The following is a 24664-nucleotide window of genomic DNA, read 5'->3' as shown; positions in this document are numbered from 1 at the left end:
GGCCCGTGCGCAAAGTGAGGGGAATATCACTATGACTTTGGCCTTATGGCTGATTATTGCCTGTGGCGTCCTGTCGGTCGTCTACGGCATCGTGACAACACGTTCGCTTCTGGCCGCCGATGCCGGCAGCGCCCGCATGCAGGAAATCTCAAGCGCCGTCCGCGAAGGGGCCACCGCCTATCTCAGACGCCAATACACAACCATTGCCATCGTCGGCGTGGTCATCCTTGTTGTCGCCTGGCTGCTGCTCGGCATTTACGCGGCGATCGGATTTCTGATCGGGGCGGTGCTGTCGGGAGCCGCCGGGTTCATCGGCATGCATGTTTCCGTCCGTGCCAATGTGCGCGTCGCCCAGGCGGCGACAACATCGCTGGCCGGCGGGCTGGACCTGGCGTTCAAGTCCGGGGCGGTAACCGGGTTGCTGGTCGCCGGTCTGGGCCTGCTCGGGGTCACCGTCTATTTCCTCGCTCTTTTGGCCCTGGGCTTTGAGGCCACCGATCGCACGGTGATCGATGCGCTGGTCGCTCTGGGCTTCGGGGCTTCGCTGATTTCCATTTTCGCCCGGCTGGGCGGCGGCATCTTCACCAAGGGCGCCGACGTGGGCGGCGACATGGTGGGCAAGGTCGAAGCGGGCATCCCCGAGGACGATCCGCGCAACCCCGCCACCATCGCCGACAATGTCGGCGACAATGTCGGCGACTGCGCCGGCATGGCAGCGGACCTTTTCGAGACCTATGTGGTGACCATCGTCGCCACCATGGTGCTGGCCGCGATCATCCTGCCGGTCGATTTCAAACTGATCGGCATGGTCCTGCCGCTCGCCATCGGCGGGGTGTGCGTCCTGACCTCGATTGCCGGGACCTATTTCGTCAAGCTCGGCGCTTCGGGCAATATCATGGGCGCGCTCTACAAAGGCGTCATCGCCACCGGCGTGCTCTCACTCGTCGCGCTGGTTCCGGTCATGTGGCTGATCTTTGGCGACATGGGACGCTCGATCGCCGTGGGCAACATCGCTTTCACCCCATGGGCGCTCTATGGGTGCGGGGTGGCGGGGCTGGTCATCACCGGGCTGATTATCTGGATCACCGAATACTACACAGGCACCGACCGGCGCCCGGTCAATTCGATCGCCGAAGCCTCGATCACCGGGCACGGCACCAATGTGATCCAGGGGCTGGCCGTCTCGCTCGAATCCACCGCCCTGCCGGCGCTTGTCATCATCGCGGGCATCATCGTCACCTATTCGCTGGCCGGGCTGTTCGGCATCGGCGTGGCTGTGGTCACCATGCTGGCGCTGGCCGGCATGATCGTGGCGCTCGACGCCTTCGGGCCGGTGACCGACAATGCCGGCGGCATTGCCGAAATGGCCGGGCTGCCCGACGAGGTGCGCAAGAACACCGACGCGCTCGATGCTGTGGGCAACACCACAAAAGCCGTGACCAAGGGCTATGCCATCGGTTCGGCGGGGCTTGGCGCTCTGGTGCTCTTTGCCGCCTATACCCAGGATCTGGCTTATTTCATCGGCGAAGCTGTCGAGGGCGACTTCTATTTCGGGGTGGGCCAGATCAGCTTCTCGCTCGCTGATCCCTATGTGGTCGTCGGCCTGCTGTTCGGCGGGCTGCTGCCATTCCTGTTCAGCGGCATGTCCATGACTGCTGTCGGACGGGCCGCGCAATCGGTGGTGGTCGAGGTCCGCCGCCAGTTCGCCGAAAAGCCCGGCATCATGGCCGGCACCGAAAAGCCCGACTATGGCCGGGCCGTCGATATGCTGACCAAGGCCGCGATCAAGGAAATGATCGTGCCCTCGCTGCTGCCGGTGCTTTCACCAATCGTGGTGTTCGGGGCGATCCTTCTGATCGCCGGCAAGGCCGCAGCCTTTGCCGCGCTGGGCGCCATGCTGCTCGGCGTGATCGTTACCGGCCTGTTCGTCGCCATTTCGATGACGGCGGGCGGCGGAGCCTGGGACAACGCCAAAAAGAGCTTTGAGGACGGGTTCACCGATTCGACCGGCCAGACCCACTACAAGGGATCCGAAGCCCATAAGGCGTCGGTGACCGGCGATACCGTGGGCGATCCCTACAAGGACACCGCGGGGCCCGCCGTCAACCCGATGATCAAGATCACCAATATCATCGCATTGCTGCTTTTGGCCGTTCTTCACTAAAGCGCGTCCAGCAAAAGTGGAAGCGGTTTTGCGGTTCGGACGCGCGACAAAGCAAGGACTTAGATCAGATCCGCGATTCGAAGACCCGAAGGGCCGCGCAAGCGAAAAGCGGATCTGATCTAAAGCGTTTCCCCACAGGGGAAGAACCAAACCGGAGGAGCCGGGCCGCCCGCCCGGCTCCTTATGTTTTCAGCGCTGGTTTCAAAGACGGAAGCGGCGATCACTCCGAACGTCCCGCATAAGGCCCGCACCGCGCGAGACTGGCGGCGCAGGGCCAAATCAGGTTATGCTCGTACCCGATAGGCCGCGGTTGCAATGCCGGGCCGGCTGCCTGGCATTTCTCTGCATCCGATGGCTTTTGGCCAGGTCAGGGAGGAACGATTATGGCCCAGGCTCACGTTTCAACTGCCATCGGCGGCAACGCCGAAATTCCCAGGATTCGCGACATCACCGTCGCCGACGTCATCGACGCCCTGCGGCACGGCTTCGAGGATTTCTGGGAACATCCCTCGCACTACGCTTTTGCGGCCATGATCTATCCCGTCGTCATCGTGGTGATCGGGCTGTGGGTTTCCGGCCGGAACGTCCTGCCGCTGCTCTATCCCCTGGCCTCGGGTTTTGCTCTGATCGGCCCCTTCGTCGCGCTGATCTTTTATGAAATCAGCCGCAGGGCCGAACTCGGTCTCGATACCTCATGGAAGCACGGTTTTGCGGCCCTGCGCTCGCCGGCGTTCCCGGCCATGCTGGGCGTGGGGCTTCTTTTGTGCGTGCTGTTCATCGCCTGGCTGATCGTGGCGCAAATCCTTTTCACCGGCCTTTTTGGCGCACAACAGCCCGCATCGATAACCGCGATGTTGGGACAAATCCTCACCAACAGCCAGGGCTGGACGCTGATTGTTCTTGGCAATCTCATCGGCGCGGTTTTCGCTCTGGTCGTTCTGGCGATTTCCGTCGTGAGCTTTCCCTTAATGCTGGACCGCCACATGGGCGCCCGCGCCGCCATCGAAACCTCGATCAGGGCCACATCGGTCAACGCATGGCCCGTCCTTGTCTGGGGGTTCCTGATTGCCGTGCTCATCGCCATTGGCATGGCAACGCTGTTTCTGGGCCTCGTCATCATCATGCCGGCGCTCGGACACGCCTCCTGGCACCTCTACCGCAAGATGGTGGAGCCGCAGTCCGACCGAACCGTGCGCACGCGCCGGGCGGGGGGTGGGTCGACCCAGGCTACATAAAGATGGTCCGCAACCATTCGGTATGGCTGCCCTCGATCGCCATTATGGCAACGAACACCAAAAGAACGAGCGGCGGCACCAGGATGACATAGGTCAGCGCAAGCCGCTCCCATGCCACGTGCATGAACACGGCGACGATCAGCCCCGCCTTGAGCATCAGAAGGGTCGCCACCAATCCCCAGCGCAGATAGCCTTGGAAGTGAACGAGATCGACCATGTACGATCCGATACTGAGCACGAAAAGCCAGACCCAGACCGTGATATAAAGCCGGATCGGATGCTGTTGGCCCTCGGCGTGGGTTTGACCGGAAGCGTGCGTGTCCATGTCTGCTTCAGCTTGTACCATTGTGCTCACCACAGATAGAAAAATGCGAAGATGAAGACCCAGACGAGATCGACGAAGTGCCAGTAAAGGCCCATGATCTCGATCATTTCGTAGCGGCCCTTGCGCGCCGTCAGAAAGCCCGCCCGCCCGGTATCGAAATCGCCCCGCCAGACCTTGCGGGCCATGATCAGCAGGAAGATCACGCCGATGGTCACGTGCGTGCCGTGAAATCCGGTGATCATGAAAAAGGTCGCGCCGAATTGCTCGGCCCCGAACGGGTTGCCCCAGGGGCGTACGCCTTCCGAGATGAGCTTGGTCCATTCAAACGCCTGCATCCCCACGAAAATCGCCCCGAACAGCGCCGTGACGAGCAACAGGACCGTCGTTTTCACCTTGTCGCGCGCATAGGCGAAATTGACCGCCATGGCCATGGTACCGCTCGATGTGATCAGAACGAACGTCATGATCGCGATCAGCAAAAGCGGCACATGGGCGCCGAAGACCTCGAGCGCGAATGCCTCGCTGGGGTTGGGCCACGGCGTGGTTGTCGAAATCCGGACCGTCATGTAGCCGATCAGAAACGAGCCGAAGACGAAGGTGTCGGACACAAGAAAGATCCACATCATCGCCTTGCCCCAAGACGCCGTCTTGAACGAGCGCTGGTCGGACGCCCAATCCTTGACGGCGCCCTTAAGGCCCGGTTCGAGCGTCGGCTGGGGCCGACCGGTGGTTGCCTCACTCATTCTAGCCACTCCCGGTTGGAGCGTTTCCAGAAAAAGTGGACACCACTTTTTCGGTTCGGAAACGCGGCGAAACAAATAGCCCGGGTGTCTCTTTGTGTTTCCATCAGAACGAGACATCCAGAATGCGCCCGCAAAGGGCCAGAAATGCCGCCGCCCAACCCGAAAGCACAAGCAGCAGAACCACCCAGATGAGCAACATGAACAGCCAGTATGTTGCCGCCAGATCGATGCTGGCCCGGACCGCCCGCGCATCGTCGGCGCGCCCGATCCTTTCGATCGGCCGGGCGAGCGCGACGATGCCGCCGATGACATGGAGCCCGTGGGCCGCCGTCATCAGATAAAAAAAGCTTCCCGCCGGCCCCGAGGTGATCGCATAGCCGTTGGACGTCAGGATCGACCAGGCCCAGAGCTGTCCGGCAACAAAGATCATCGCCGCGCCCGCTCCGGCGATAACCCCGGCGCGCGCACCCCCCATATCCCCCGCGGACCCGCGGGCCCGTGCCCACTCCAGCGCCAGACTCGCGGCGAGAAGCGGCAGCGAATTGGCCCAGATGATCCCGGGCAGCGGAAAGCCGCGCCAATCCCCGAGCTGGGCGCGCAGCACATAGGCCGAAATCAGAAGCGCGAAAAGCGCTCCCACGACCGCCATGAAAAGCCCGAGTCCCAACTGGGCCGGCGGCAGCCGGGGTTCTTCGGGCCCGGCCAGCGTCACGACGCTGTCGGTCTGGAGCCAGGGCTTGGCCGTCAATCCCTGGCGCGAAATCCACCAGAGCACAAGAAGCGCGATAACCGCGAGAAAGGCGAGGATGGCGATCACGACGCCGTCTCCCGCCCGGCAACCGCCGGCTGGTTCTGCGGAATGAAGTCCTCGTCCGCGCCGGGCACCGAATAGTCATAGGCCCAGCGATAGACGACGGGCAGTTCCTTGCCCCAATTGCCGTGCTCGGGCGGGGTCTTGGGCGTCTGCCATTCGAGCGACGTCGCCCGCCACGGATTGCCGCCGGACTCCTTGCCGTTTTTCACGCTCCAGACGAGATTGAAGATAAAGACGAGCTGGGCGAACCCCACGATGAACGCCATAACGGAAATGAACGCGTTGAGCGCCATCGCCGATTCGGGAACCACAGCAATGCCGGTCGTTTCGAAATACCGCCGTGGCGCCCCTGTCAGCCCCACATAATGCATGGGGAAGAAAATGAGATAGGCGCCCACGAAGGTCACCCAGAAGTGGAACTTGCCCAAGACCTCCGAGAGCATTCGCCCCGTGACCTTGGGGTACCAGTGATAAATCGCCCCGAAGATGACCATGATCGGCGCCACTCCCATTACCATATGGAAATGGGCGACAACGAACATGGTATCGGACAGCGGCACGTCGACCACCACATTGCCCAGGAACAGCCCGGAAAGCCCGCCATTGACGAAGGTGACGATGAACCCCAGCGCAAACAGCATGGGCGTGGTGAAATGGATGTCGCCGCGCCACAGCGTCAGCACCCAGTTATAGACCTTGATCGCCGTAGGGACCGCGATGATCAGCGTCGTAGTGGCAAAAAAGAACCCGAAATAGGGGTTCATTCCGCTCACATACATGTGGTGCGCCCAGACGACAAAGCTGAGCACCCCGATGATGACGATCGCCCAGACCATCATCCTATAGCCAAAGATGTTGCGCCGCGCATGCGTCGCGATCAGGTCCGAAACGATCCCGAACGCGGGCAACGCGACGATATAGACCTCGGGATGCCCGAAGAACCAGAAAAGATGCTGGAAAAGGATCGGGCTGCCGCCGCCATAGCTCATCTGCTGCCCGAATTCGACGAGCGTGGGCATGAAAAAGCTCGTCCCCAGCGCCTTGTCGAAAAGCATCATCACCGCCGCGACGAAAAGCGCCGGGAAGGCCAGAAGCGCCATCACGGTGGCAACGAAAATGCCCCAGACGGTCAGGGGCATGCGCATCAATGTCATGCCGCGCGCGCGGGCCTGAAGCACCGTGACCGTATAGTTGAGCCCACCCATGGTGAACCCGATGATGAAAAGCGCCAGCGAGATCAGCATCAGCACGATGCCGCCCTGTTGTCCGGGCGTGTTGGACATGATGGCTTGTGGCGGATAGAGCGTCCAGCCCGCCCCGGTCGGCCCGCCGGGCACGAAAAAGCTTACAACCAGCACCAGTACCGCAAGCAGGTAGATCCAGTAGCTCAGCATGTTGGCATAGGGGAACACCATATCGCGTGCCCCGACCATCAGAGGAATGAGATAATTGCCGAACCCGCCCAGAAACAGCGCCGTCAGCAGATAGACCACCATGATCATCCCGTGCATGGTGATGAACTGGTAATAGACCTCCGGGGTGATGAAGGTGAACGTGCCGGGAAAGCCCAGCTGCAGCCGGATCAGCCATGAAAGCACAAGCGCGACGAACCCGATCCCGAACGCGGTGACGGCGTATTGCACGGCAATCACCTTGGCGTCCTGGGAGAAGACGTATTTCGTCCACCAGCTCCTGGGATGGTAGAGTTCCATTTCCCCGAGTTCGGCCGGCGGTGCCGACGCGCTCGCATCATGGGGAATATTGGCCATTTGCCGCCTCCTCACTGCCCTTTTGGGGGATCGATCACGACGAAAACGCCGCGAACGTCATTTGCCCCGCCAACCACTCGTCATATTCGTCCTGACCCACGATGCGGAGCCCGCCGCGCATGTATGAATGCCCGGTGCCACAAAGCTCGGCGCACAGGATCTGGTAGGTTCCCGGCTCGGTGAGCGTGGCCCAGAAATAAGTCACCGACCCCGGAATCATGTCCATTTTGGCCCTGATTTCCGGCACGTAGAAATTGTGCAGCACATCGACCGAGCGGAGCGCGAAATGAATCGGCCGGTCGGTGGGCAGAACCAGTTCCCCGCCGACGATCATGTAATCGTCCTGCCCCGCCGGATCGTCGGGATCTATGCCCAAAGGGTTGTCGAAGGTGACGAAGCGATTGTCCGCGCGCCCCAACTGCCCGTCCGCCCCCGGCAGCCTGAAATTCCACAGCCATTGCTGGCCGATGACTTCGACCTCCATGGCATCGTCGGGCACCGAGACAAACTGCGCCCACACGAAAAGCCCCGGCGTCAGCATGGCGATGACGCCCGCCGCCGTCAGCGATACGAGCCAGGTTTCGAGCCGCTTGTTTTCCGGTTCGTAGCTCGCCTTGTGCCCTTCGCGGTGCCGGAATCGGAAGAGGCAATAGGCCATGAAAAGAATGACGGCGGCAAAGACGACCCCCGTGATCCAGAACGTGAGGATCGTCGTGTCGTCGATATAGCCCCAATTGGAGGCCAATGGCGGGAACCACCATGGGCTCAACAGGTGGAACGCGATCGAGCCCACCACCACAAGTACCATCACCCACGCGATAACCATGGTGCCCTCACCTTGTTCCCGGAGAGAGAAGTGCGGGCAGCGCCCCGACATCGCAATGGGGTCGTACGCATGGCCACGCTCCGTGCATCACCCCTCCCGGTGACCTGAATGCCTGGAACAGACTCGACGCAATTCTAAATTCAGCGCTAAAATCCGGCGCTGTCGGATCGGTAAAAAGCTAGAGGAAGCGCCGGTTTTGCTTGCTCACAATTCGGCGAAAACACATCCCTACTTTCCCACTACGGCAATACCCGCAGCAAGAACTTCACAATAGTTAACAATCTCATTGACTTGTCCCGATGTCAACTAAGCGCCGCCTGGCGGGTTCGGGCGCGCAACTGTCGTTGCGCACCCAGGCCGCGCTGGTGTTATTGCTCGACCGGATTGCCGTCCGGTCCGAACTGGGCGAGGTACGCGATCACATTCGCCCGGTCTTGCTCGTTCGGCAGCCCAGGGAAGGCCATTCGGGTTCCCGGCACAAGCTGCTGGGGCGCCTCGAGAAACGCCATCAGCGTTTCGATGTCCCAGACAAGGCCGGAATTGGCCATTGCATCCGAATAGGTGAAATCTGAAAGGCTGCCCGCGGGCCGGTCGACGACGCCGTTCAGCGTCGGCCCCGTGGGCACGCTCTGCGCGCCCGGCCCCGCCCGATGGCACGCCATGCACCGCGTAAAGACGCGCTCACCCGCAGCCGGGTCGCCCGTTATCTCCTGGGTCACCGCCGCACCCGGCATCAGCATTACGGCCATGCCAACAATGCCAATTGCCTTCTTCCAGTCCAAGCACATGAATTCCTCCCTTGCGTGGGCGGCAGGCCATCCGACTGGCCTTTCTCGGCCCATGCGCGAGGATAGCTCAAAATACCGGACTTGCCAAAGCCCATCACAAAAGGTGCAGCAGGAAGGCCAGCGGCCTGGTTGATCAAACGCATGGACTCTTCGAGTGCTTCCGGGAAGGGCCGAAATGCTTTAGGAAAAGCTGGTGACGGTACGAGAAGAATGGCGCGTCTCCGCCCGGCCCGTGCCCTGTGCGGGCAGCCCCCAAAAAGGGCAGTGAGACTGACAGATACCATCGTCTTATGTCCTTGAATCCTAAAGCTGATATTGGCTTTCCGGTGACAAGGGCCTAAGCTCTCCACTATACCGGAAACGTTGAGGGACGCCGGGAGATGATCGACACAACCGAAACACTGCGCCCCTGGCGTGACCGCCTGATCGCCCTGAGGTCGGAAAAGCCGCAACTGGCCCGGTTCGTGACCAACGCACTGCGTTCCGCCGACGAGCAGGATCTGCTGCTTTATCCGGCCCAAATGCTTCAAGAGCTTCTGGCCACGACCTTTTCCCATATCGGCCAACGCACCCCCGGCAAGGCCGACATCCGCATCTGGACGCCCGACGCCGAGATCGTGTCGGGAATAACCATCATCGACATCTATTCGGCCGATACCCCGTTCATCGTCGATTCGGCGCTCGCGGCCATAAGGGCCGCCGGCGGTTCGATCCGATTCATGACCCATCCCACAGTCGCTGTGGACGATGCCACCACCCCCTGGCAGGTGATCGAGGAATCCGAGGGGGTGCGCAAGGAAAGCGTGCTCCAGGTCCATATCGACACGCCCTCCGATCCCCATGCGCTCTCTGTCATTTCCGAGGAACTGACCCAGACCATGGCGCAGGTTCGCGCCGCCGTCGTCGACTGGCGCGACATGCTCGAGCGTCTGCGCGCCGCTGTGGTCGCCTATCGGTCCCACCCACCGGCCATGCGCGAACAGGCACTGACCGAGGCGATCCATTTTCTCGCCTGGCTGGCCGATCACAATTTTACCTTTCTCGGGATGCGCCAATACCGGCTGGCCGGCGAAAGCGGCGAGCAGACCCTGATCCCCGTCGAGGGCTCGGGCCTGGGCATATTGCGCGACCCTTCCTATCTCTACCTGCGCCAGGGCACGCGCTACGTCCACATGAACGACCAGCATCTGGCGTTTCTCGACACCGACGAGCCGCTGATGGTCACCAAGGCCAATCGGCGTTCACTTGTGCACAGGCGCGTGCATATGGACTATGTGGGCATCAAGACCTTCGATGCCGACGGAACGATCACCGGCGAATTGCGCATATTGGGGCTTTTTACCTCGGCTTCGCTGGCGACCCCGGCCAACGAGGTGCCCCTGATCCGGCGCAAGATCGCCGAGGTCATGCGCCAGTCCGGTTTCGACGCGCGCTCGCACGCGGGCAAGGCGTTGATGAACACGCTGGACAATTATCCGCGTGACGAGCTGTTCCAGATTTCCCAGGACGAGCTTTTCGAGTTCGCCAATGTGATCGCCACGCTGCCCGACCGGCCACGCGTCCGGGTGCTGCCGCGTATCGACCGGTTCGACAATTTCGTTTCGGTTCTCGTGTACCTGCCGCGCGACCGCTTCGATTCCAACGTCCGCGCGCGGATCGGCGAGCATCTCGCCAACCGCTATGACGGGCGGGTCTCGGCCTTTGCTCCGGGCTTCCCCGAAGGCGATCTGGCACGCGTCCATTTCATCATCGGGCGCAATGGCGGCCCCACCCCGCGCCCCGATCGCGAGGCACTGGAAGCGGAAATTTCCGAACTGACCCGCACCTTTGCCGACCGCCTGCTCTCGGCGGCGCCCCATGCCGGCGACATAGCCGACTATGCAAGCGCCTTTTCCGCCGATTACCAGGTGGCCCACTCGCACGCCGACGCCCTAGACGACATTGCCGTATTCAAGGCGCTGGGGCCGGACAACCCTCTGGCCGTGCGCCTGAGCCGGGGGGGCGACGGGCCCTCGAGCCTGACGCTCAATGTTTATCACAGGGCCGATCCCATTCCGCTTTCGGCCCGGGTGCCGATGCTGGAAAATTTCGGATTTTCGGTGATCGACGAGCGCACCTACACCATACGCCCGCTCGGGCCGCAGCCGCGCTTTTTGCACGCCATGGCGATCAAGACCAGCGATGGCACGGAAATCGATCTGGGCGAGAGCGCCCGCCGCATTGAGGACGGCATCCTCGCGGTCTCCAGCGGGCTCGTTGAAAACGATGGCTACAATCGGCTGACCCTCACGGCAGGGCTCGGCCACATCGACGTTGCCATATTGCGCGCGCTGGGGCGCTACCTCAAACAGGTCGGCATCGCCTGGTCCCAGACCTATATCTGGACGGCCCTTTCGGTCCATCCGGCCACTGCCCGGGCGCTGGTCGAACTGTTCCACACCCTGCACGATCCCCACCTCGACGCCGACCGCGAGGCGGTGGCTCAAGCGTTGCGCGCCGAAATTTCTGCCGGGCTCGAAACCATAGTTTCGATCGACGAGGATCGGATCATCCGGCGCCTGCTCAATCTGATCGAAGCGAGTGTTCGGACAAATCTCTACCAGCGCATCGACGGCAGGCCGCGCCCGGCGCTCGCCATCAAGTTCGACGCCACGCGGCTCGAAGGCATCCCCCAACCACGGCCCTGGCGCGAGATTTTCGTCTATTCCCCGCGCGTCGAGGGCATCCACATGCGCGGCGGGCCGATTGCCCGCGGGGGATTGCGCTGGTCGGACCGCGCCGAGGATTTCCGCACTGAAATCCTGGGACTGGTCAAGGCACAGATGGTCAAGAACGCGGTGATCGTTCCGGTTGGCGCCAAGGGCGGATTCGTGCCGCGCCTCATGCCAGCCAGTCCCGACCGCGATACCTTCCTGGCCGAAGGCACTGCCTGCTACAAGATTTTCGTCTCCAGCCTGCTCGACGTGACCGACAATCTGATTGCTGACACGGTCCTGCCGCCCGAGGAAATTTTCAGGCGTGACGGGGACGATCCCTATCTCGTTGTCGCCGCCGACAAGGGCACGGCGAGTTTTTCCGATACGGCCAACGCCATCTCCGAAAGCCGCGATTTCTGGCTCGGCGACGCCTTTGCCTCGGGCGGATCGGCCGGATACGACCACAAGAAGATGGGCATTACGGCCCGCGGTGGCTGGGAGGCGGTCAAGCGCCATTTCCGTGAAATCGACATCGATATCCAGACTCAACCCTTTACCGTGGCCGGCGTCGGCGACATGAGCGGCGACGTTTTCGGCAATGGCATGTTGCTGTCGCCGAAAATCCGGTTGGTGGCCGCCTTCGATCACCGCGATATCTTCATCGATCCCGAACCCGATATCGAAAAGAGTTTTGCCGAGCGCGAGCGCCTGTTCGCGCTGCCGCGATCGAGCTGGCAGGACTATGACGTCGGGCTGATTTCCGGGGGCGGCGGGGTGTTTTCGCGCCAGGCCAAGTCCATCCCGCTCTCTCCCCAGATGCAGACGCTTCTGGACCTGACCGGGGTCAGCGCCTCGCCCAGCGAAATCATGTCGGCGATCCTTAGGGCCGATATCGATCTTTTATGGTTTGGCGGCATCGGCACCTATATCCGCGCGACCGACGAAACCGACGCATTGGTCGGCGACAAGGCCAATGACGCCATTCGCGTGCCTGCACAGGCGGTGCGGGCCAAGGTGGTCGGCGAGGGCGCCAATCTCGGGCTCACCCAGCGCGGGCGCATCGAATATGCGCTCAATGGCGGCCGCATCAACACCGACGCCATCGACAATTCCGCCGGCGTCAATTCATCCGACCTTGAGGTCAACATCAAGATAGCGCTGTCCGACATGGTGCGCTCGGGCTCTCTGGCGATGGAGGACCGCAATGTCTTCCTGACCGGGATGACCGACGAGGTCGCCGAACTTTGCCTGCGCAACAATTATCTTCAGACCCTCGCACTGTCTCTCGCCCAGCGGCGGGGCATGACCGATTTCCCCGATCTTGTCGATTTCATCGACGAGCTCGAAACAGCGGGTGCCCTCAACAGGACCGTCGAATATCTGCCCGACGATGCGATGCTGGCCGAGCGCGCTGCCAGCGAGGTCGCGCTGACCCGGCCCGAACTTGCAGTGCTGCTCGCCTACGCCAAATTGACGCTGTATGGCGATCTGCTCGAATCCCCGGTTCCTGACGATCCCTATCTGGCGCGCGAATTGTTCCGTTACTTTCCCGAAACGCTCAAATCGCGCTACCCCGACACAATCGAGAACCACCGCCTGCGGCGCGAGGTGATTGCAACGGTGCTGTCCAACGCGATGATCAATCGCGGCGGGCCCGCTTTCGTGACGCGGCTGACCGCGATCACCGCCGCCGAACCGGGCGCTGTGGCTTTTGCCTATGCCGCCGCGCGCGACAGTTTCGATCTGGCCGGGCTCAACGCCGCCATTGACGCTCTCGACACCACGATTTCGGGCCAGACCCAGCTCGCGCTGTACGCCGAGGTCCAGGGACTTCAGGTGGGCATGGCGCTGTGGTTCCTGCGCAATGAGGATTTTTCCGGCGGCCTGTCGGACATGATCGAGCGTTATCGCACCGGCATATCGACAATAAGGGCTGCGCTGTCCGATCTGGTCTCCCCCTTTCTTGCCGAAGCTGTCGCCGCCCAGGAACTGGGATTTGAGGCCGGCGGCACCCCGCCCGACCTTGCCCGATCCATTGCCGCGCTCTCGGTGCTCTCGCTGGCCCCCGACGCGGTGCTTGTGGCTCACAAATGCAATGCCGAAGTGCTCGACGCCGCCAGGGCCATGTTTGCGGTGATCGAAATGTTCAGGCTGGGCCGGTTGACCGAACAGGGCGCCGCCATCGATGCCGCCGACAGGTTCGACCGCATGGCGATCGACAGGGCCCTGGCCAATCTGACCCGTGGCCTGCGCGACCTTTCAGCCGATATCCTGTCGTCCGGCGACGGACCGGTCGAGGACCGTATCGCTGCCTGGAAGGCGCCACGCGCAGCCACGATTTCCCGCATGGGCGAAACCGTGGCCGACCTGATTGCCGGCGATCTGACCATCTCACGCCTTTCGGTCGCCGCCGGGCTGCTGAGCGATTTGGCAACCAGCTAGAGCGCGTCCAGCAAAAGTGGAAACGGTTTTGCGGTTCGGACGCGCGACGAAACAAGGACTTAGATCGAATCCGCGATTCGAAGACCCGAAGGGCCGCGCCAGCGAAAAGCGGATTTGATCTAAGGCTAGGCGACCGGGCCGTATGGCGGAGGGTGTTCGGTTCTCTGGCGCGGGCATGCTGGGGCGATCCCGAAACACCTTGCATTTGGTGTGCCCGATAGGCAAAAAGCTGCCGGACTCCTCCTCCCCAAAGTTCAGGACTGAACGGCAAAATGAATATCGACGCGATCCCGGCGGGCAAGAACCCGCCCGAAGACCTCAATGTCATCATCGAAGTGCCGCTGGGCGGCGAGCCGATCAAATACGAGATCGACAAGGATTCCGGCGCGCTGTTCGTCGACCGCTTTCTTTATACCCCGATGCGTTACCCCGGCAATTACGGCTTTGTGCCCCACACGCTGTGCGGCGATGGCGATCCGCTCGACGTGATCGTTCTCAATTCGCGCCCGCTGGTTCCCGGCGCCGTGGTGCGCTCGCGCCCGGTTGGGGTGCTGTTCATGGAAGACGATGGCGGTCAGGATGAAAAAATCCTCGCCGTGCCGGTGTCCAAGCTCACCCGCATGTATGACGGTATTACCGATGTGACCGACCTGCCCGAGATTCAGGTCGAACGCGTCAAGCATTTCTTCATGCACTACAAGGATCTCGAGCTGGGCAAATGGGCCAAGATCGATCGGATCGGCGGCGTCGAAGACGCACGCAGGGTGATCCTGGAGTCCATGGAACTGGCCAAAAAGGGCTAAACCCCTCGCTCATCGGCCGTGCCTGAATCCTTGGCCCGCAACTCTTGACCCCATGGGGGTTGCGGGCGTAAAACAGCCAACCGTACCCGCTGGTACGGATACCTCACGAGATATGGATTGACGGCCCGATGAGCGCAAAGACCCTCTATGACAAGATCTGGGACGACCACGTTGTCGCATATAACGAGGATGGCACCGCCATTCTCTATATCGACCGTCACCTCGTCCACGAAGTCACGAGCCCGCAGGCGTTCGAGGGTCTACGCCTGTCCGGCCGCAAGGTGCGCGCCCCCGAGCGCACGCTGGCCGTCGTCGATCATAACGTGCCGACCTCGGACCGCACCCATGGGATCGATGATCCTGAATCGAAAATCCAGGTCGATACGCTCGCCCAGAATGCTGTCGATTTCGGTGTCGAATATTACAACGAACTCGACATGCGCCAGGGTATCGTCCACATCGTCGGTCCCGAGCAGGGCTTTACCCTGCCGGGCATGACGATCGTCTGCGGCGACAGCCACACCTCGACCCATGGCGCTTTCGGGGCGCTGGCCCACGGTATCGGCACCTCGGAAGTCGAGCACGTTCTGGCCACCCAGACGCTGATTCAGTCCAAAGCCAAGAACATGCGGGTGACCGTCAACGGCTCGCTTCCCGCCGGGGTAACCGCCAAGGACATTATCCTGGCGATCATCGGCGAGACGGGCACGGCGGGCGGCAACGGCCACGTCATCGAGTTTGCCGGCCAGGCGATCCGCGAATTGTCCATGGAAGGCCGCATGACGGTCTGCAACATGACTATCGAGGGTGGAGCCCGCGCCGGGCTGATCGCGCCCGACGAAAAGACTTATCGCTATGTCAAGGACCGCCCCCGCGCGCCCAAGGGCGCGGCCTACGACATGGCGCTCGATTACTGGAAGACCCTCTATACCGACGAGGGCGCTACATTTGACAAGGAAGTGGTGCTCGACGCCGCCAATCTGCCCCCCATCGTCTCATGGGGTTCGTCCCCCGAAGACGTGATCTCGGTGACCGGGGTGGTGCCCAACCCCGACGATATCGCCGACGCCAACCGGCGGGCATCGAAAAAGCGGGCGCTCGAATATATGGGGCTGACCGCCGGAACCAGGATCACCGACATCGAACTCGACCGGGTGTTTCTTGGCTCATGCACCAATGGCCGGATCGAGGATCTGCGGGCCGCAGCCGCCGTGGTCAAGGGCCACAAGGTCCACCAGCGCGTCAACGCCATGGTCGTGCCGGGTTCCGGACTGGTCAAGGCTCAGGCCGAGGCCGAAGGGCTCGACAAGATCTTCATCGAGGCCGGGTTCGACTGGCGCGAACCGGGCTGCTCGATGTGCCTGGCCATGAACGCCGACAAGCTCGCTCCCGGCGAGCGCTGCGCCTCGACCTCGAACCGCAATTTCGAGGGCCGCCAGGGTTTCAAGGGCCGCACGCATCTGGTGTCCCCCATCATGGCCGCCGCCGCCGCCATCAAGGGCCATTTCGTCGATATCCGCGAGTGGCCCAATCAGTAGGAGCGTTCCCAGAAAAAGTGGTCCCGGTTTTTCGGTTCGGGAACGCGACGAAAGGAATGTTCATGGCCGAACCGTCCGAAGGCGACGCAAAATTGTGGGGGCCGCTCTCGGCCCCCTCGCTCGACGACATCGAAGCCCTGGCCGTTGAAGCGCTCGAGGCGCTGCCCGAGCCTTTCAGGTCGATGTCGCGTGGCGTCGAATGCCGGGTCGCCGAATTTCCCACCGAAGACATCTGCAAGGACATGGACCTTGAAAGTCCGTTCGAGTTGATGGGGCTGTTCGAGGGGATCGGCATGACCGATGACGGCGTCGTCCCCCATACCGGCCAGATGCCCAATCGGGTGTGGCTCTACCGCCGTCCGATCCTGGACTATTGGGCCGAGCATACCGACACGCTGGGCGAAATCGTCACCCACGTCCTGGTGCACGAGATCGGCCATCATTTCGGCCTGTCCGACGATGACATGTATGCCATCGATGACGGGTTACGTTGAGCGTTCGGCCTCTTTCCGGCTCATGAAGCGGTAATCGGCATAGGTATCGCCTTCGATATCGTCATCGACGACAAGGACCAGCTCCTGCGCCCCGAGCGCTTCATACCATGTCTCCCAATCGACGAGATCGAAATGGCTGCCCGGCCGGTCGGGCCCCTCGTTGGAATCGGCATTGAGCATGTGCTGGTCGAATGTGAGCCCCAAAAGATGCTGTTCCCTGCCGCCGGTTTCGGGCATGTCGGCCATGATCGGGTTGCCGCCGCGGGCCTCCGTCCATTCCCGTATTTCTCGAAGTTCGCTGAGCACTTTGGCCATTTCCTGTCTCTCCAATTGATCCATTCTGCCCAATAACGGCGACGGCGCCCCAGGCGTTGCGACAAACATGGGCTTGGCAGACCCATGCAGAACGCGTTACGCCAGTGCGCCGGGCTCTTGATCGCGTGGCGAAATGACCTGCCCTCATCCGCGAACACGGGGGCGCCAACGAACTTTGGACTAGCCTACCATGACCGGCGCGTTGCTTGTATTTTGGGTCATTGTCGCCCTTTGCACCATCGAAGCCCTGGTTTTCCTGGGCCTTGCGCGCTTTGATCCCAAAAATCGCGCGGCCCTGTGGTTTTCCGGCGCGTTCGCGGCGGCCGCCATCAGTTTTCTTGGCGAGATCGTCCTGACGACGGGATTTTACCCGGGGCCGACGCGCATGGTGATTGCGTTGGCGATGGTTGCGATGTTCGTTCTCCTCGCATACGGCCTTGCCATACGCTATCGGGTGGACCTTCACCCGGGCGGCGGCTGGGCCATTGGCACGGCATCCGCCCTGCTCTACTGGCTCATCCTCGACCTGCCGCGCGAGGATTTCGTCCGCCAGTTCCTTTACCAGATTCCCTATGCGCTTCTCAGCCTTCTCTCGCTGTCGGTCATCTGGCGTTCGCGTTCGAAAAAACGACTCGACCGGATGTTCATCTGGCTTTTCGCGTTCCTCGCACTGCACTTCCTGGCCAAGCCCTTCCTTGCGCTGTGGACCGGCGGTGTCGGCGCAACGGCGTCGGGCTTTTCCGCCACTGTCTATGCCGGCCTTTCGACGGCATCAGGCGCTGTCCTTTTGCTGATTCTGGCGAGCGGCGGCCTGGCGCTTTTGCTCAGCGATACCGCGGGACGCCTGGTCCAGAAAGCCGAACGGGACGACGAAACGGGCCTGCTCAGCCGCCAGGGCTTTACAACCCATGCCGAGCGGCGCGCGCTGGCCCTGGCCGAGGCTGAGTCAACCGAACGCGTGGACCTGACCCTGACCCTGATCGCCATCAAGGCGGCCGCGCCTTCATACGCCCTGGCCCTGCCTTTGCGGGCCATGGCCGCTCTGATCGGCGACCATGTATCGCGGGACGCGCTGGTGGGGCGCATGGCCGACCGCGACTTCGCTATCCTTTCTCCCCACACCAATCTCATGGCGGCGCGGCGAACCGCAGAGGCGCTGCGTGTTGCGGCGAGTGCAAACCTGAGCGAACCGGACCGGCCCGTGACGCTGAGCATCGGGATTACCGAGCGCGAGAAGGGCGAGGTTTATGCCGACCTGCTGGCACGCGGCCTTTGGGCGCTCGATGAAGCCGAAAGGGCCGGCGGCAATTGCGTGCGACTGGCCGCCCGCTCCAGTTTCGACCTGTCCAATATCCGGCAGGGCTAGAGCGCTTCCAGGATAAGTGGTATCCACTTTATCTGGACACGCTCTATCCCCAAATCTGCTTGAGCAGCCGGTAGCTCTCCAGGCGCTTGTCGTAATCGTGGATGGTTGTCGAAACCATCACCTCGTCGGCATTGGTTTCCCTTACCTTCTCGGCGATTTTCGCCTTTACCGTTTCGGGGCTGCCCACGATCCAGAGCTTGGACTGGGTTTGAACGAAGGCCCGCTCCTGATCGGTCCAGGGATAGGCGTCGGCCTCTTCGGGCGGCGCGATCTTTTGCGGGTCGTTCGAGCGCAGCCGCAGCCAGGTCAGTTCCATCGATTTTGAAAGATGTTTGGCCTCCTCGTCGGTCGGCGCGCAGATCACCGCCACGCACAAGATCGCGTGCGGGGACGAAAACTGGTCCGACGGCCGGAAACTGCGCCGATAGGCATCGAAGGCCGGCCCGGCCGGTGTCGGCGAAAAATGCGAGGCGAAGGCGTAGCCGATCCCGTATTGCCCGGCCATCTGCGCCGACGCTCCGGACGAGCCCAGAAGCCAGATGGGGGGCAGGACGATTTCGGCGGGCACCACCTTGACGCGGGCCAGTGGGTGATCGTCTGGAAACCCGCCGCGCTCATAGGCCAGCATCTCGGCGAACTCGTGCGGGAAATCCTCGCCATTGGTCGAGCGCAGGGCGCGCAGGGTCAGCCCGTCCGAACCGCCGGCCCGCCCGATCCCCAGATCGATGCGGCCGGGATAGAGCCCTTCGAGGGTGCGATAGGTTTCAACCACCCGCAAGGGCACGTGGTTGGGCAGCATCACTCCGCCCGCACCGACATTGATGCGCTTGGTGTGCGCCGCCGCATGGGCGATCAATATGTCGGGAGCCGAGGAGGCGATCGAGGCCATGCCGTGATGTTCGGCATACCAGAGGCGCGCAAATCCCATCTCGTCGCCCAGCCGGGCCAGATCGAGAGTTTTGGAGAGTGCGTCGGTGGTGGAATAGCCTTGCGAGATCGGCGCAAGGTCCTGGATGGAAAGCGGGGGCAAAGTCATTTTGCCAAGATGGGAGAAGGCGCGCTTTGGTTCAAGCCGCCCGGAACCATTTTATCGCCAAAATACGATAGACCGCACTGTTGCCCGCCTGCAATTGACAAGCGGACACCTTTGAGGTGCATTGCCCCATCTCCGCGTAACCGAGGCCAAGTTCATGAATCGTCCACTCGCCGCCCTGGCTCTGGCCCTTCTGGCGGGGTCCGGCGCTCAAGCGGCTTCGGCTCAGGAGTTCGGTCTTGATGAAGTGCGGGCCGGCCTATTCTACCATTCGGCCTATGGCGGTTTCCTGCCCACCGGAAACAACTGGGATTTCTCACGCCTTGAGGATGTGAAATTTTCGGCGCTGTTTACCTCCCCCGATATCGAGGCGTTCCGCTGGATCGGCTCGCCGCGGCCCGAAGTGGGGGCGACGCTCAATTTCAACGGCCGTGAAAATATCGTTCACGCCAATCTCAACTGGCAGATCCCTGTGTTCGAAACCCCGCTCTATCTCGAACTGGGATTCGGTGCCGCGGTCACCGATGGCGCCTTGTCGGGCGCAGCCCGGCCGGCGCGCAATTTCGGCTGCTCGTTCAATTTCTACGATGCGGCCGGCATCGGGGCCAATGTGAGCGAGAACGTTACCGTCACGCTGCGCTATGAGCACATCTCCAATCTCGAGCTCTGCTCACCCAATGACGGGCTCTCCAATATCGGGCTCATGGTGGGCTTCAAGTTCTGAGACAAAGGCGAAATCGGGCGCGCTGAAACTCTTTTGAGAGATCGCCCGTAATTCCCCCTGTCAGCACGGCCAATGGGGCCGATGCCCAATCATTCCCATAAGGGGGGATCACCATGCTCAAATTCGTTTCCGCTCTCGCGCTCGGTGTCGCCGTTTCGTTCGGCGCTTCGAGCGCAATTTTCGCCCAGGACAATCCGATGGTCGGCGGCGCGCCGATGTCGCCTGAAATGAACATCATCGAAAACGCCGTCAATTCGGCCGATCACACGACGCTGGTTGCCGCCGTCCAGGCCGCCGGGCTCGTCGATACGCTCCAGGGTCCGGGCCCGTTCACTGTCTTTGCGCCGACCAACGCCGCGTTTGGCGATCTGCCCGCCGGCACCGTCGATACGCTGCTCGAGCCTGAAAACCTTGAAATGCTGCAGAAGGTTCTGACCGCCCACGTCATCGCCGGCAATTATTCGGCCGCGCAGCTGATGGCCATGGCCGAGGAAAACGGCGGCTCGTTCGGTCTCACGACAGTTTCGGGCGACCTTCTGGGCTTCCAGATCATCGGCGGTTCGCTCAAGGTGGTCGATGAAAGCCGCTCGGTGGCCGATATCACCATCGCCGATGTCAACCAGTCGAACGGGGTGATCCACGTTGTCGATTCGGTGCTCGTGCCCAACTGAGAGAACGCATTTCCCCTAGCGTTTGGAGGCCCCGTCGCTTGCGGCGGGGCCTTTTGCGTTTCGCGCCGACCTTGGCAAAGCACCAAGAACCGCGTATGAAGCTGATCGTGAACGGCAGGAGCCCTTTTCCATGGGTTTTTCGACCATGACAGCGCTGCTCGATAGGCCCGGCGATCGCGCCGGGACAAGACCGTTCGCACTCAAAACCACCACCAAAACCGCTTGACGCGCTCCCCGGGCCAGCTCCTCCCGGCGGGGAGGGCGGCAAAGTCACTTGTGGCCGAGCGGGTTCATCCCCGCGGCGCGGGAGGTGGGGTGAAAGGATAAGAAATATCATGGGTTACAAGGTTGCAATCGTCGGTGCCACGGGCAATGTGGGCCGCGAAATGCTCGACATTCTCGCCGAGCGCAATTTTCCGATCGACGAATTGGTGCCGCTGGCGTCCTCGCGCTCGGTCGGACGCGAGGTGAGCTTCGGGGACAAGGTTCTCAAGTGCAAGAACCTCGACGATTTCGATTTTACCGGCACCGATTTCGTTCTGATGAGCGCGGGCGGCGACATTTCCAAGCAATGGGCGCCCAAGATCGGCGCGACCGGCGCCATCGTCATCGATAATTCCTCGGCCTTCCGCTACCACGAGGACGTCCCGCTGATCGTACCGGAAGTCAATGCCGACGTTCTCGATGCCTATATGGCCAGGAACGACCGCAAGAACATCATCGCCAATCCCAATTGCTCGACGGCCCAGCTCGTTGTGGCCCTCAAGCCCCTGCACGATCTGGCGCAACTGACCCGCATCGTTGTTTCGACCTACCAGTCGGTTTCCGGCGGCGGCAAGGACGCCATGGACGAATTGTGGAACCAGACCAAGGGCATTTTCGTCAACGATACCCCCACGCCCGCAAAGTTCACCAAGCAGATCGCCTTCAACGTCATTCCGCACATCGATGTGTTCATGGAAGACGGCTACACCAAGGAAGAGTGGAAGGTGCTCGCCGAGACCAAAAAGATGCTCGACCCCCGGATCAAGGTCACCTGCACCGCCGTGCGCGTGCCGGTGTTCGTTGGCCATTCCGAAGCCGTCAACATGGAGTTCGCCCGGCCCATCACGCCCGATGAGGCACGCGATGCGCTGCGCGATGCGCCCGGTCTCGTGGTGCTCGACAAGCGCGAGAACGGTGGCTACGCGACCCCCGTCGAAGCCAAGGGCGAAGACGCGACCTATGTCAGCCGCATCCGCGAGGACGCCACCGTCGAAAACGGCCTCGTCATGTGGGTGGTCTCGGACAATCTGCGCAAGGGCGCGGCGCTCAACACCATCCAGATCGCCGAAACGCTGATTTCGCGCGGTCTGATGAACACCAAGGCGGCCTGATGCGCTGGGCCGCTCTTTTCACCGACAAGACCGAGGGCGCCGCGGAAATCCGCGCCGCTCACACAGCGGACCATCAGGCCTATCTGCGCGAATACAAGGGCCAGATCCTGCTGGCGGGCGCCATGCGCGCCGAGCCCGATGGCGCGCCGGTCGGCGGCTTGTGGATTTTCCAAGCCGATACGAAAGAAGAAGTCGAGGCGATCATCGCCAGGGACCCCTTCCAGATTCATGGCCTGCGCGCCACCACCACAATCAACGCCTGGGGCACGGCTCCGGGCTATGAAGACGTGGCTATCGCGCCGCGCTGATCTTTTAGAGCGTGTCCAGATAAAGTGGATACCACTTTATCGGTTCGGACGCGCGACAAAACAAAGGTTTAGAGACAAGGATTTGATTCAATCAGATCCTGAACGGCTCTAGCCAAGGCCCCCTCACCGGCCTGCCGGCCTTCTCGCCTCCATTCGTGCCACTGGCACGAATGGCAAGGCGGTTCGAAGTCTCCCCGAAGGGGCGAGGGTTCATATTGCCGAAGCGCTGGAGATAGATCGCGGCGTCGGGGAAGCCGCAGCCTCACTCCCTCGCCCCTTTTGGGAGAGGGTTGGGGTGAGGGGGCCGAGCCTCATCTCGCTCCGGCAGCGAAAGAAACCTCTCTCTATGGAGCAGAGGTGCTTCCGGCGCTGGCGGACATTGTTCACCTCTCCCTGAGGGGGAGAGGTCGGATGGCGCAGCCATACGGGTGAGGGGGCCTTGCTTTGCTGTTCACCGCCGGATGACAGCCTCGCGGCATTGCGCTAGAGCACACCTTCCCGCCCTTCTTCTTGCGAGTTTCCCCCATGCCTTTGCGCGACGTGTTGATCGCCCTCGTTGTCGTTGCGATCTGGGGGTTCAATTTCACCGTCATCAAACTCAGCGTCGCCGAATTGCCGCCATTGCTGTCGGCGGCGCTGCGGTTCTTTTTCGCGGCTGTGCCCGTGGTGTTCTTCATTCCCCGCCCCAGAGCTTCCTGGCTTGTTGTCGCCTTGTATGGGCTGTTCATGGCCTGCGCGCTTTATGCGCTGCTCAATCTCACCCTGTTTCTGGGTCTTTCGGCGTCGCTCGCCTCGCTCGCCCTGCAGGTGCAGGCGATGTTTACCATCGCTATTGCGTTTTTCGTTTTCGGCGAGGTGCCGCGCCGGCTTCAGATTGTGGGCGGTCTCGTGGCGTTCGGCGGCATCGGCGTCATCGCCTGGGGGCATGGCACCGGCGGGCAATTGCTGCCGCTGGCGATTCTGATGTTGGCGGCGCTCTCCTGGGGCATTGCCAACAATGTCTCCAAGCTGGCCGGATCGATCCCCATGCTGCCGTTCACGGTCTGGGGCAATCTGATCGGCTCGATCCCCCTGTTCGCGCTCGCCTTCACCTTCGAGGGCGGCCCGGCCATCTTTTCCCATATCGATCCGCCGAGCTGGAACGCGGTGATGCTGGTTGCATTCCTGGCCTATCCGGCGACGCTGTTCGGGTTCACCATGTGGTCGGGCCTGCTCTCGCGCCATTCGGCGGCAACGGTCGCGCCCTTCACCCTTTTGGTGCCGATCGCGGGCATTTCGTCGGGCGTTCTGATCCTGGGCGAACCGATTTACGCGGCCGATGTGGCCGGCGGCGTCCTGATCTTTATCGGGCTGATCCTGACAGTGGTGAAGATGCGCTCCAGGCAGGTGCCGATCAATCCGGGGGCATAGTCCCGACCCAGCCGCACCCACCCCTTGGTCACCCCGGCCCCCGAGCCGGGGTCCAGTACACTCAGCCTCAAAGGAAGAGCCGCTGACGCTGCCGGTTACTGGGTCCCGGGTCAAGCCCGGGATGACGCTGTAAGCAAGGGATGACCTTGCCGTCAGGCTAAAGTTCGGGTCGCTTGAAGTCGCCGCTTTCCCCGTTCATGGTCCACAGTTCGCCTGAGGAAATGTCGAACCATGCCCCGTGCAACGAGAGTTCGCCGGCATCGACGCGCTCCTTGACGAAGGGGAAGGTCATGAGGTTGCCCAGCGACTGGCGGATGACGATGCGTTCCAGCGCGGTCTGCTGTTCGGTGGCGGTCAGAAGGGAATTGGCCTCGACCTTGCCGGCGACTTCTTCGATCATGGTCAGCCATTTGCCGATGAAGGCGCCCTCGGGCGCATGCCCGCCCGCCGTGGCCAGGGCCCCGGCAATGCCGCCGCAGCGGCCATGGCCCATGACCACGATGTTTTCGACCCTGAGATGAATGATGGCGAATTCGATGGCCGAGGAGGTGCCGTGATAGGCGGCGTCCGGGCCGTAGGGCGGTACGAGGTTGGCGACGTTGCGCAGGACGAAAAGCTGGCCCGGCCCGCAATCGAAAATGGTTTCCGGCGCGGCACGCGAATCGCAGCAGGCAATCACCATGGTCGTGGGCTTCTGGCCTTCTTCGGCCAGCTTCCTGTAGCGCTCGCTCTCGGTCGCATAGCGCCCCGACATGAAGTTGCGGTAACCCTCGATCAGAAAGGGGGGGAAGTGCTGCGCCATGCTCGCATCCTTTTTTTGCTGT

At 62.0% G+C, this 24664-nt stretch carries 21 protein-coding genes; 12 read left to right on the top strand and 9 right to left on the bottom strand.

What is annotated here, in order from left to right; translation table 11 throughout:
- The first annotated feature begins 31 nt into the window (after positions 1 to 31).
- Both ACP148_RS17090 and ACP148_RS17085 read left to right on the top strand, forming a co-directional pair.
- Complete coding sequence (locus ACP148_RS17090; RefSeq protein ID WP_421953026.1) at positions 32 to 2164, top strand: sodium-translocating pyrophosphatase; 2133 nt, start codon at positions 32 to 34, stop codon at positions 2162 to 2164.
- A gap of 383 nt (positions 2165 to 2547) precedes the next feature.
- On the top strand, positions 2548 to 3399 hold the full coding sequence (locus ACP148_RS17085; protein WP_421953027.1) for a DUF2189 domain-containing protein: 852 nt from the start codon (positions 2548 to 2550) through the stop codon (positions 3397 to 3399).
- On the opposite strand, the gene ACP148_RS17080 is transcribed toward ACP148_RS17085, so the two are convergent.
- The 6 genes from ACP148_RS17080 to ACP148_RS17055 form a co-directional block, all read right to left on the bottom strand.
- Positions 3392 to 3745 carry a cytochrome C oxidase subunit IV family protein gene (locus ACP148_RS17080; RefSeq protein WP_421953028.1) on the bottom strand — a complete coding sequence of 118 codons (354 nt, stop codon included), beginning with the start codon at positions 3743 to 3745 and terminating at the stop codon, positions 3392 to 3394. The genes ACP148_RS17085 and ACP148_RS17080 overlap by 8 nt on opposite strands.
- A 5-nt stretch (positions 3746 to 3750) precedes the next feature.
- Entirely contained in the window at positions 3751 to 4467 is a 717-nt protein-coding gene (locus tag ACP148_RS17075; RefSeq protein ID WP_421953029.1) for a heme-copper oxidase subunit III family protein, read from the bottom strand.
- A 103-nt stretch (positions 4468 to 4570) separates the two neighbouring features.
- Positions 4571 to 5284 (bottom strand): cytochrome c oxidase subunit 3, encoded by a 714-nt coding sequence (locus ACP148_RS17070; RefSeq protein WP_421953030.1) that lies wholly within the window; start codon positions 5282 to 5284, stop codon positions 4571 to 4573.
- The gene (locus ACP148_RS17065) at positions 5281 to 7050 is read right to left on the bottom strand and encodes a cbb3-type cytochrome c oxidase subunit I (RefSeq protein ID WP_421953031.1); all 1770 of its coding nucleotides are present in this window, start codon (positions 7048 to 7050) and stop codon (positions 5281 to 5283) included. Before ACP148_RS17065 ends, ACP148_RS17070 begins: the two co-directional genes overlap by 4 nt.
- Before the next feature lie 34 nt (positions 7051 to 7084).
- Positions 7085 to 7876 (bottom strand): cytochrome c oxidase subunit II, encoded by a 792-nt coding sequence (coxB, locus tag ACP148_RS17060; protein WP_421953032.1) that lies wholly within the window; start codon positions 7874 to 7876, stop codon positions 7085 to 7087.
- A 368-nt stretch (positions 7877 to 8244) separates the two neighbouring features.
- Complete coding sequence (locus tag ACP148_RS17055; RefSeq protein ID WP_421953033.1) at positions 8245 to 8664, bottom strand: c-type cytochrome; 420 nt, start codon at positions 8662 to 8664, stop codon at positions 8245 to 8247.
- 380 nt (positions 8665 to 9044) lie between these two features.
- On the opposite strand from ACP148_RS17055, the gene ACP148_RS17050 reads away from it, so the two are divergent.
- The 4 genes from ACP148_RS17050 to ACP148_RS17035 all read left to right on the top strand — a co-directional run bounded on the left by ACP148_RS17050 (position 9045) and on the right by ACP148_RS17035 (position 16637).
- Positions 9045 to 13802: an NAD-glutamate dehydrogenase gene (locus tag ACP148_RS17050; RefSeq protein ID WP_421953034.1), complete on the top strand. Its 4758-nt coding sequence runs from the start codon at positions 9045 to 9047 to the stop codon at positions 13800 to 13802.
- A gap of 272 nt (positions 13803 to 14074) precedes the next feature.
- Entirely contained in the window at positions 14075 to 14605 is a 531-nt protein-coding gene (ppa, locus tag ACP148_RS17045) for an inorganic diphosphatase (RefSeq protein WP_421953035.1), read from the top strand.
- Between the two features lie 128 nt (positions 14606 to 14733).
- Entirely contained in the window at positions 14734 to 16143 is a 1410-nt protein-coding gene (gene leuC, locus ACP148_RS17040) for a 3-isopropylmalate dehydratase large subunit (RefSeq protein ID WP_421953036.1), read from the top strand.
- Between the two features lie 62 nt (positions 16144 to 16205).
- Complete coding sequence (locus tag ACP148_RS17035; protein ID WP_421953037.1) at positions 16206 to 16637, top strand: metallopeptidase family protein; 432 nt, start codon at positions 16206 to 16208, stop codon at positions 16635 to 16637.
- Here ACP148_RS17035 and ACP148_RS17030 read toward each other — a convergent pair.
- Complete coding sequence (locus ACP148_RS17030) at positions 16629 to 16952, bottom strand: hypothetical protein (protein ID WP_421953038.1); 324 nt, start codon at positions 16950 to 16952, stop codon at positions 16629 to 16631. The genes ACP148_RS17035 and ACP148_RS17030 overlap by 9 nt on opposite strands.
- Before the next feature lie 190 nt (positions 16953 to 17142).
- Here ACP148_RS17030 and ACP148_RS17025 point away from each other — a divergent pair, with 190 nt between their 5' ends.
- Entirely contained in the window at positions 17143 to 18318 is a 1176-nt protein-coding gene (locus tag ACP148_RS17025) for a GGDEF domain-containing protein (protein ID WP_421953039.1), read from the top strand.
- A gap of 43 nt (positions 18319 to 18361) precedes the next feature.
- On the opposite strand, the gene ACP148_RS17020 is transcribed toward ACP148_RS17025, so the two are convergent.
- Positions 18362 to 19354: an LLM class flavin-dependent oxidoreductase gene (locus ACP148_RS17020; protein WP_421953040.1), complete on the bottom strand. Its 993-nt coding sequence runs from the start codon at positions 19352 to 19354 to the stop codon at positions 18362 to 18364.
- 154 nt (positions 19355 to 19508) lie between these two features.
- On the opposite strand from ACP148_RS17020, the gene ACP148_RS17015 reads away from it, so the two are divergent.
- From ACP148_RS17015 to ACP148_RS16995, 5 genes are all read left to right on the top strand, one after another.
- On the top strand, positions 19509 to 20075 hold the full coding sequence (locus ACP148_RS17015) for an acyloxyacyl hydrolase (protein WP_421953041.1): 567 nt from the start codon (positions 19509 to 19511) through the stop codon (positions 20073 to 20075).
- A gap of 113 nt (positions 20076 to 20188) precedes the next feature.
- Positions 20189 to 20746, top strand: a complete 558-nt coding sequence (locus tag ACP148_RS17010) for a fasciclin domain-containing protein (protein ID WP_421953042.1) — start codon at positions 20189 to 20191, stop codon at positions 20744 to 20746.
- 335 nt (positions 20747 to 21081) lie between these two features.
- The gene (locus tag ACP148_RS17005; protein ID WP_425033600.1) at positions 21082 to 22122 is read left to right on the top strand and encodes an aspartate-semialdehyde dehydrogenase; all 1041 of its coding nucleotides are present in this window, start codon (positions 21082 to 21084) and stop codon (positions 22120 to 22122) included.
- On the top strand, positions 22122 to 22430 hold the full coding sequence (locus ACP148_RS17000) for a YciI family protein (RefSeq protein ID WP_425033599.1): 309 nt from the start codon (positions 22122 to 22124) through the stop codon (positions 22428 to 22430). The genes ACP148_RS17005 and ACP148_RS17000 overlap by 1 nt, the downstream gene beginning before the upstream one ends.
- A gap of 525 nt (positions 22431 to 22955) precedes the next feature.
- Positions 22956 to 23840, top strand: a complete 885-nt coding sequence (locus tag ACP148_RS16995; RefSeq protein WP_425033598.1) for an EamA family transporter — start codon at positions 22956 to 22958, stop codon at positions 23838 to 23840.
- Positions 23841 to 23997: 157 nt separating this feature from the next.
- Here ACP148_RS16995 and ACP148_RS16990 read toward each other — a convergent pair whose 3' ends face one another.
- Complete coding sequence (locus ACP148_RS16990; protein WP_425033597.1) at positions 23998 to 24642, bottom strand: carbonic anhydrase; 645 nt, start codon at positions 24640 to 24642, stop codon at positions 23998 to 24000.
- Positions 24643 to 24664 lie beyond the last annotated feature (22 nt).

Source organism: Pelagibacterium sp., from assembly GCF_965249125.1.
Lineage (GTDB): Bacteria > Pseudomonadota > Alphaproteobacteria > Rhizobiales > Devosiaceae > Pelagibacterium.
The sequence above is the reverse complement of the archived record's forward strand: the minus strand, read 5'-3'. Positions and strand labels throughout refer to the sequence as shown.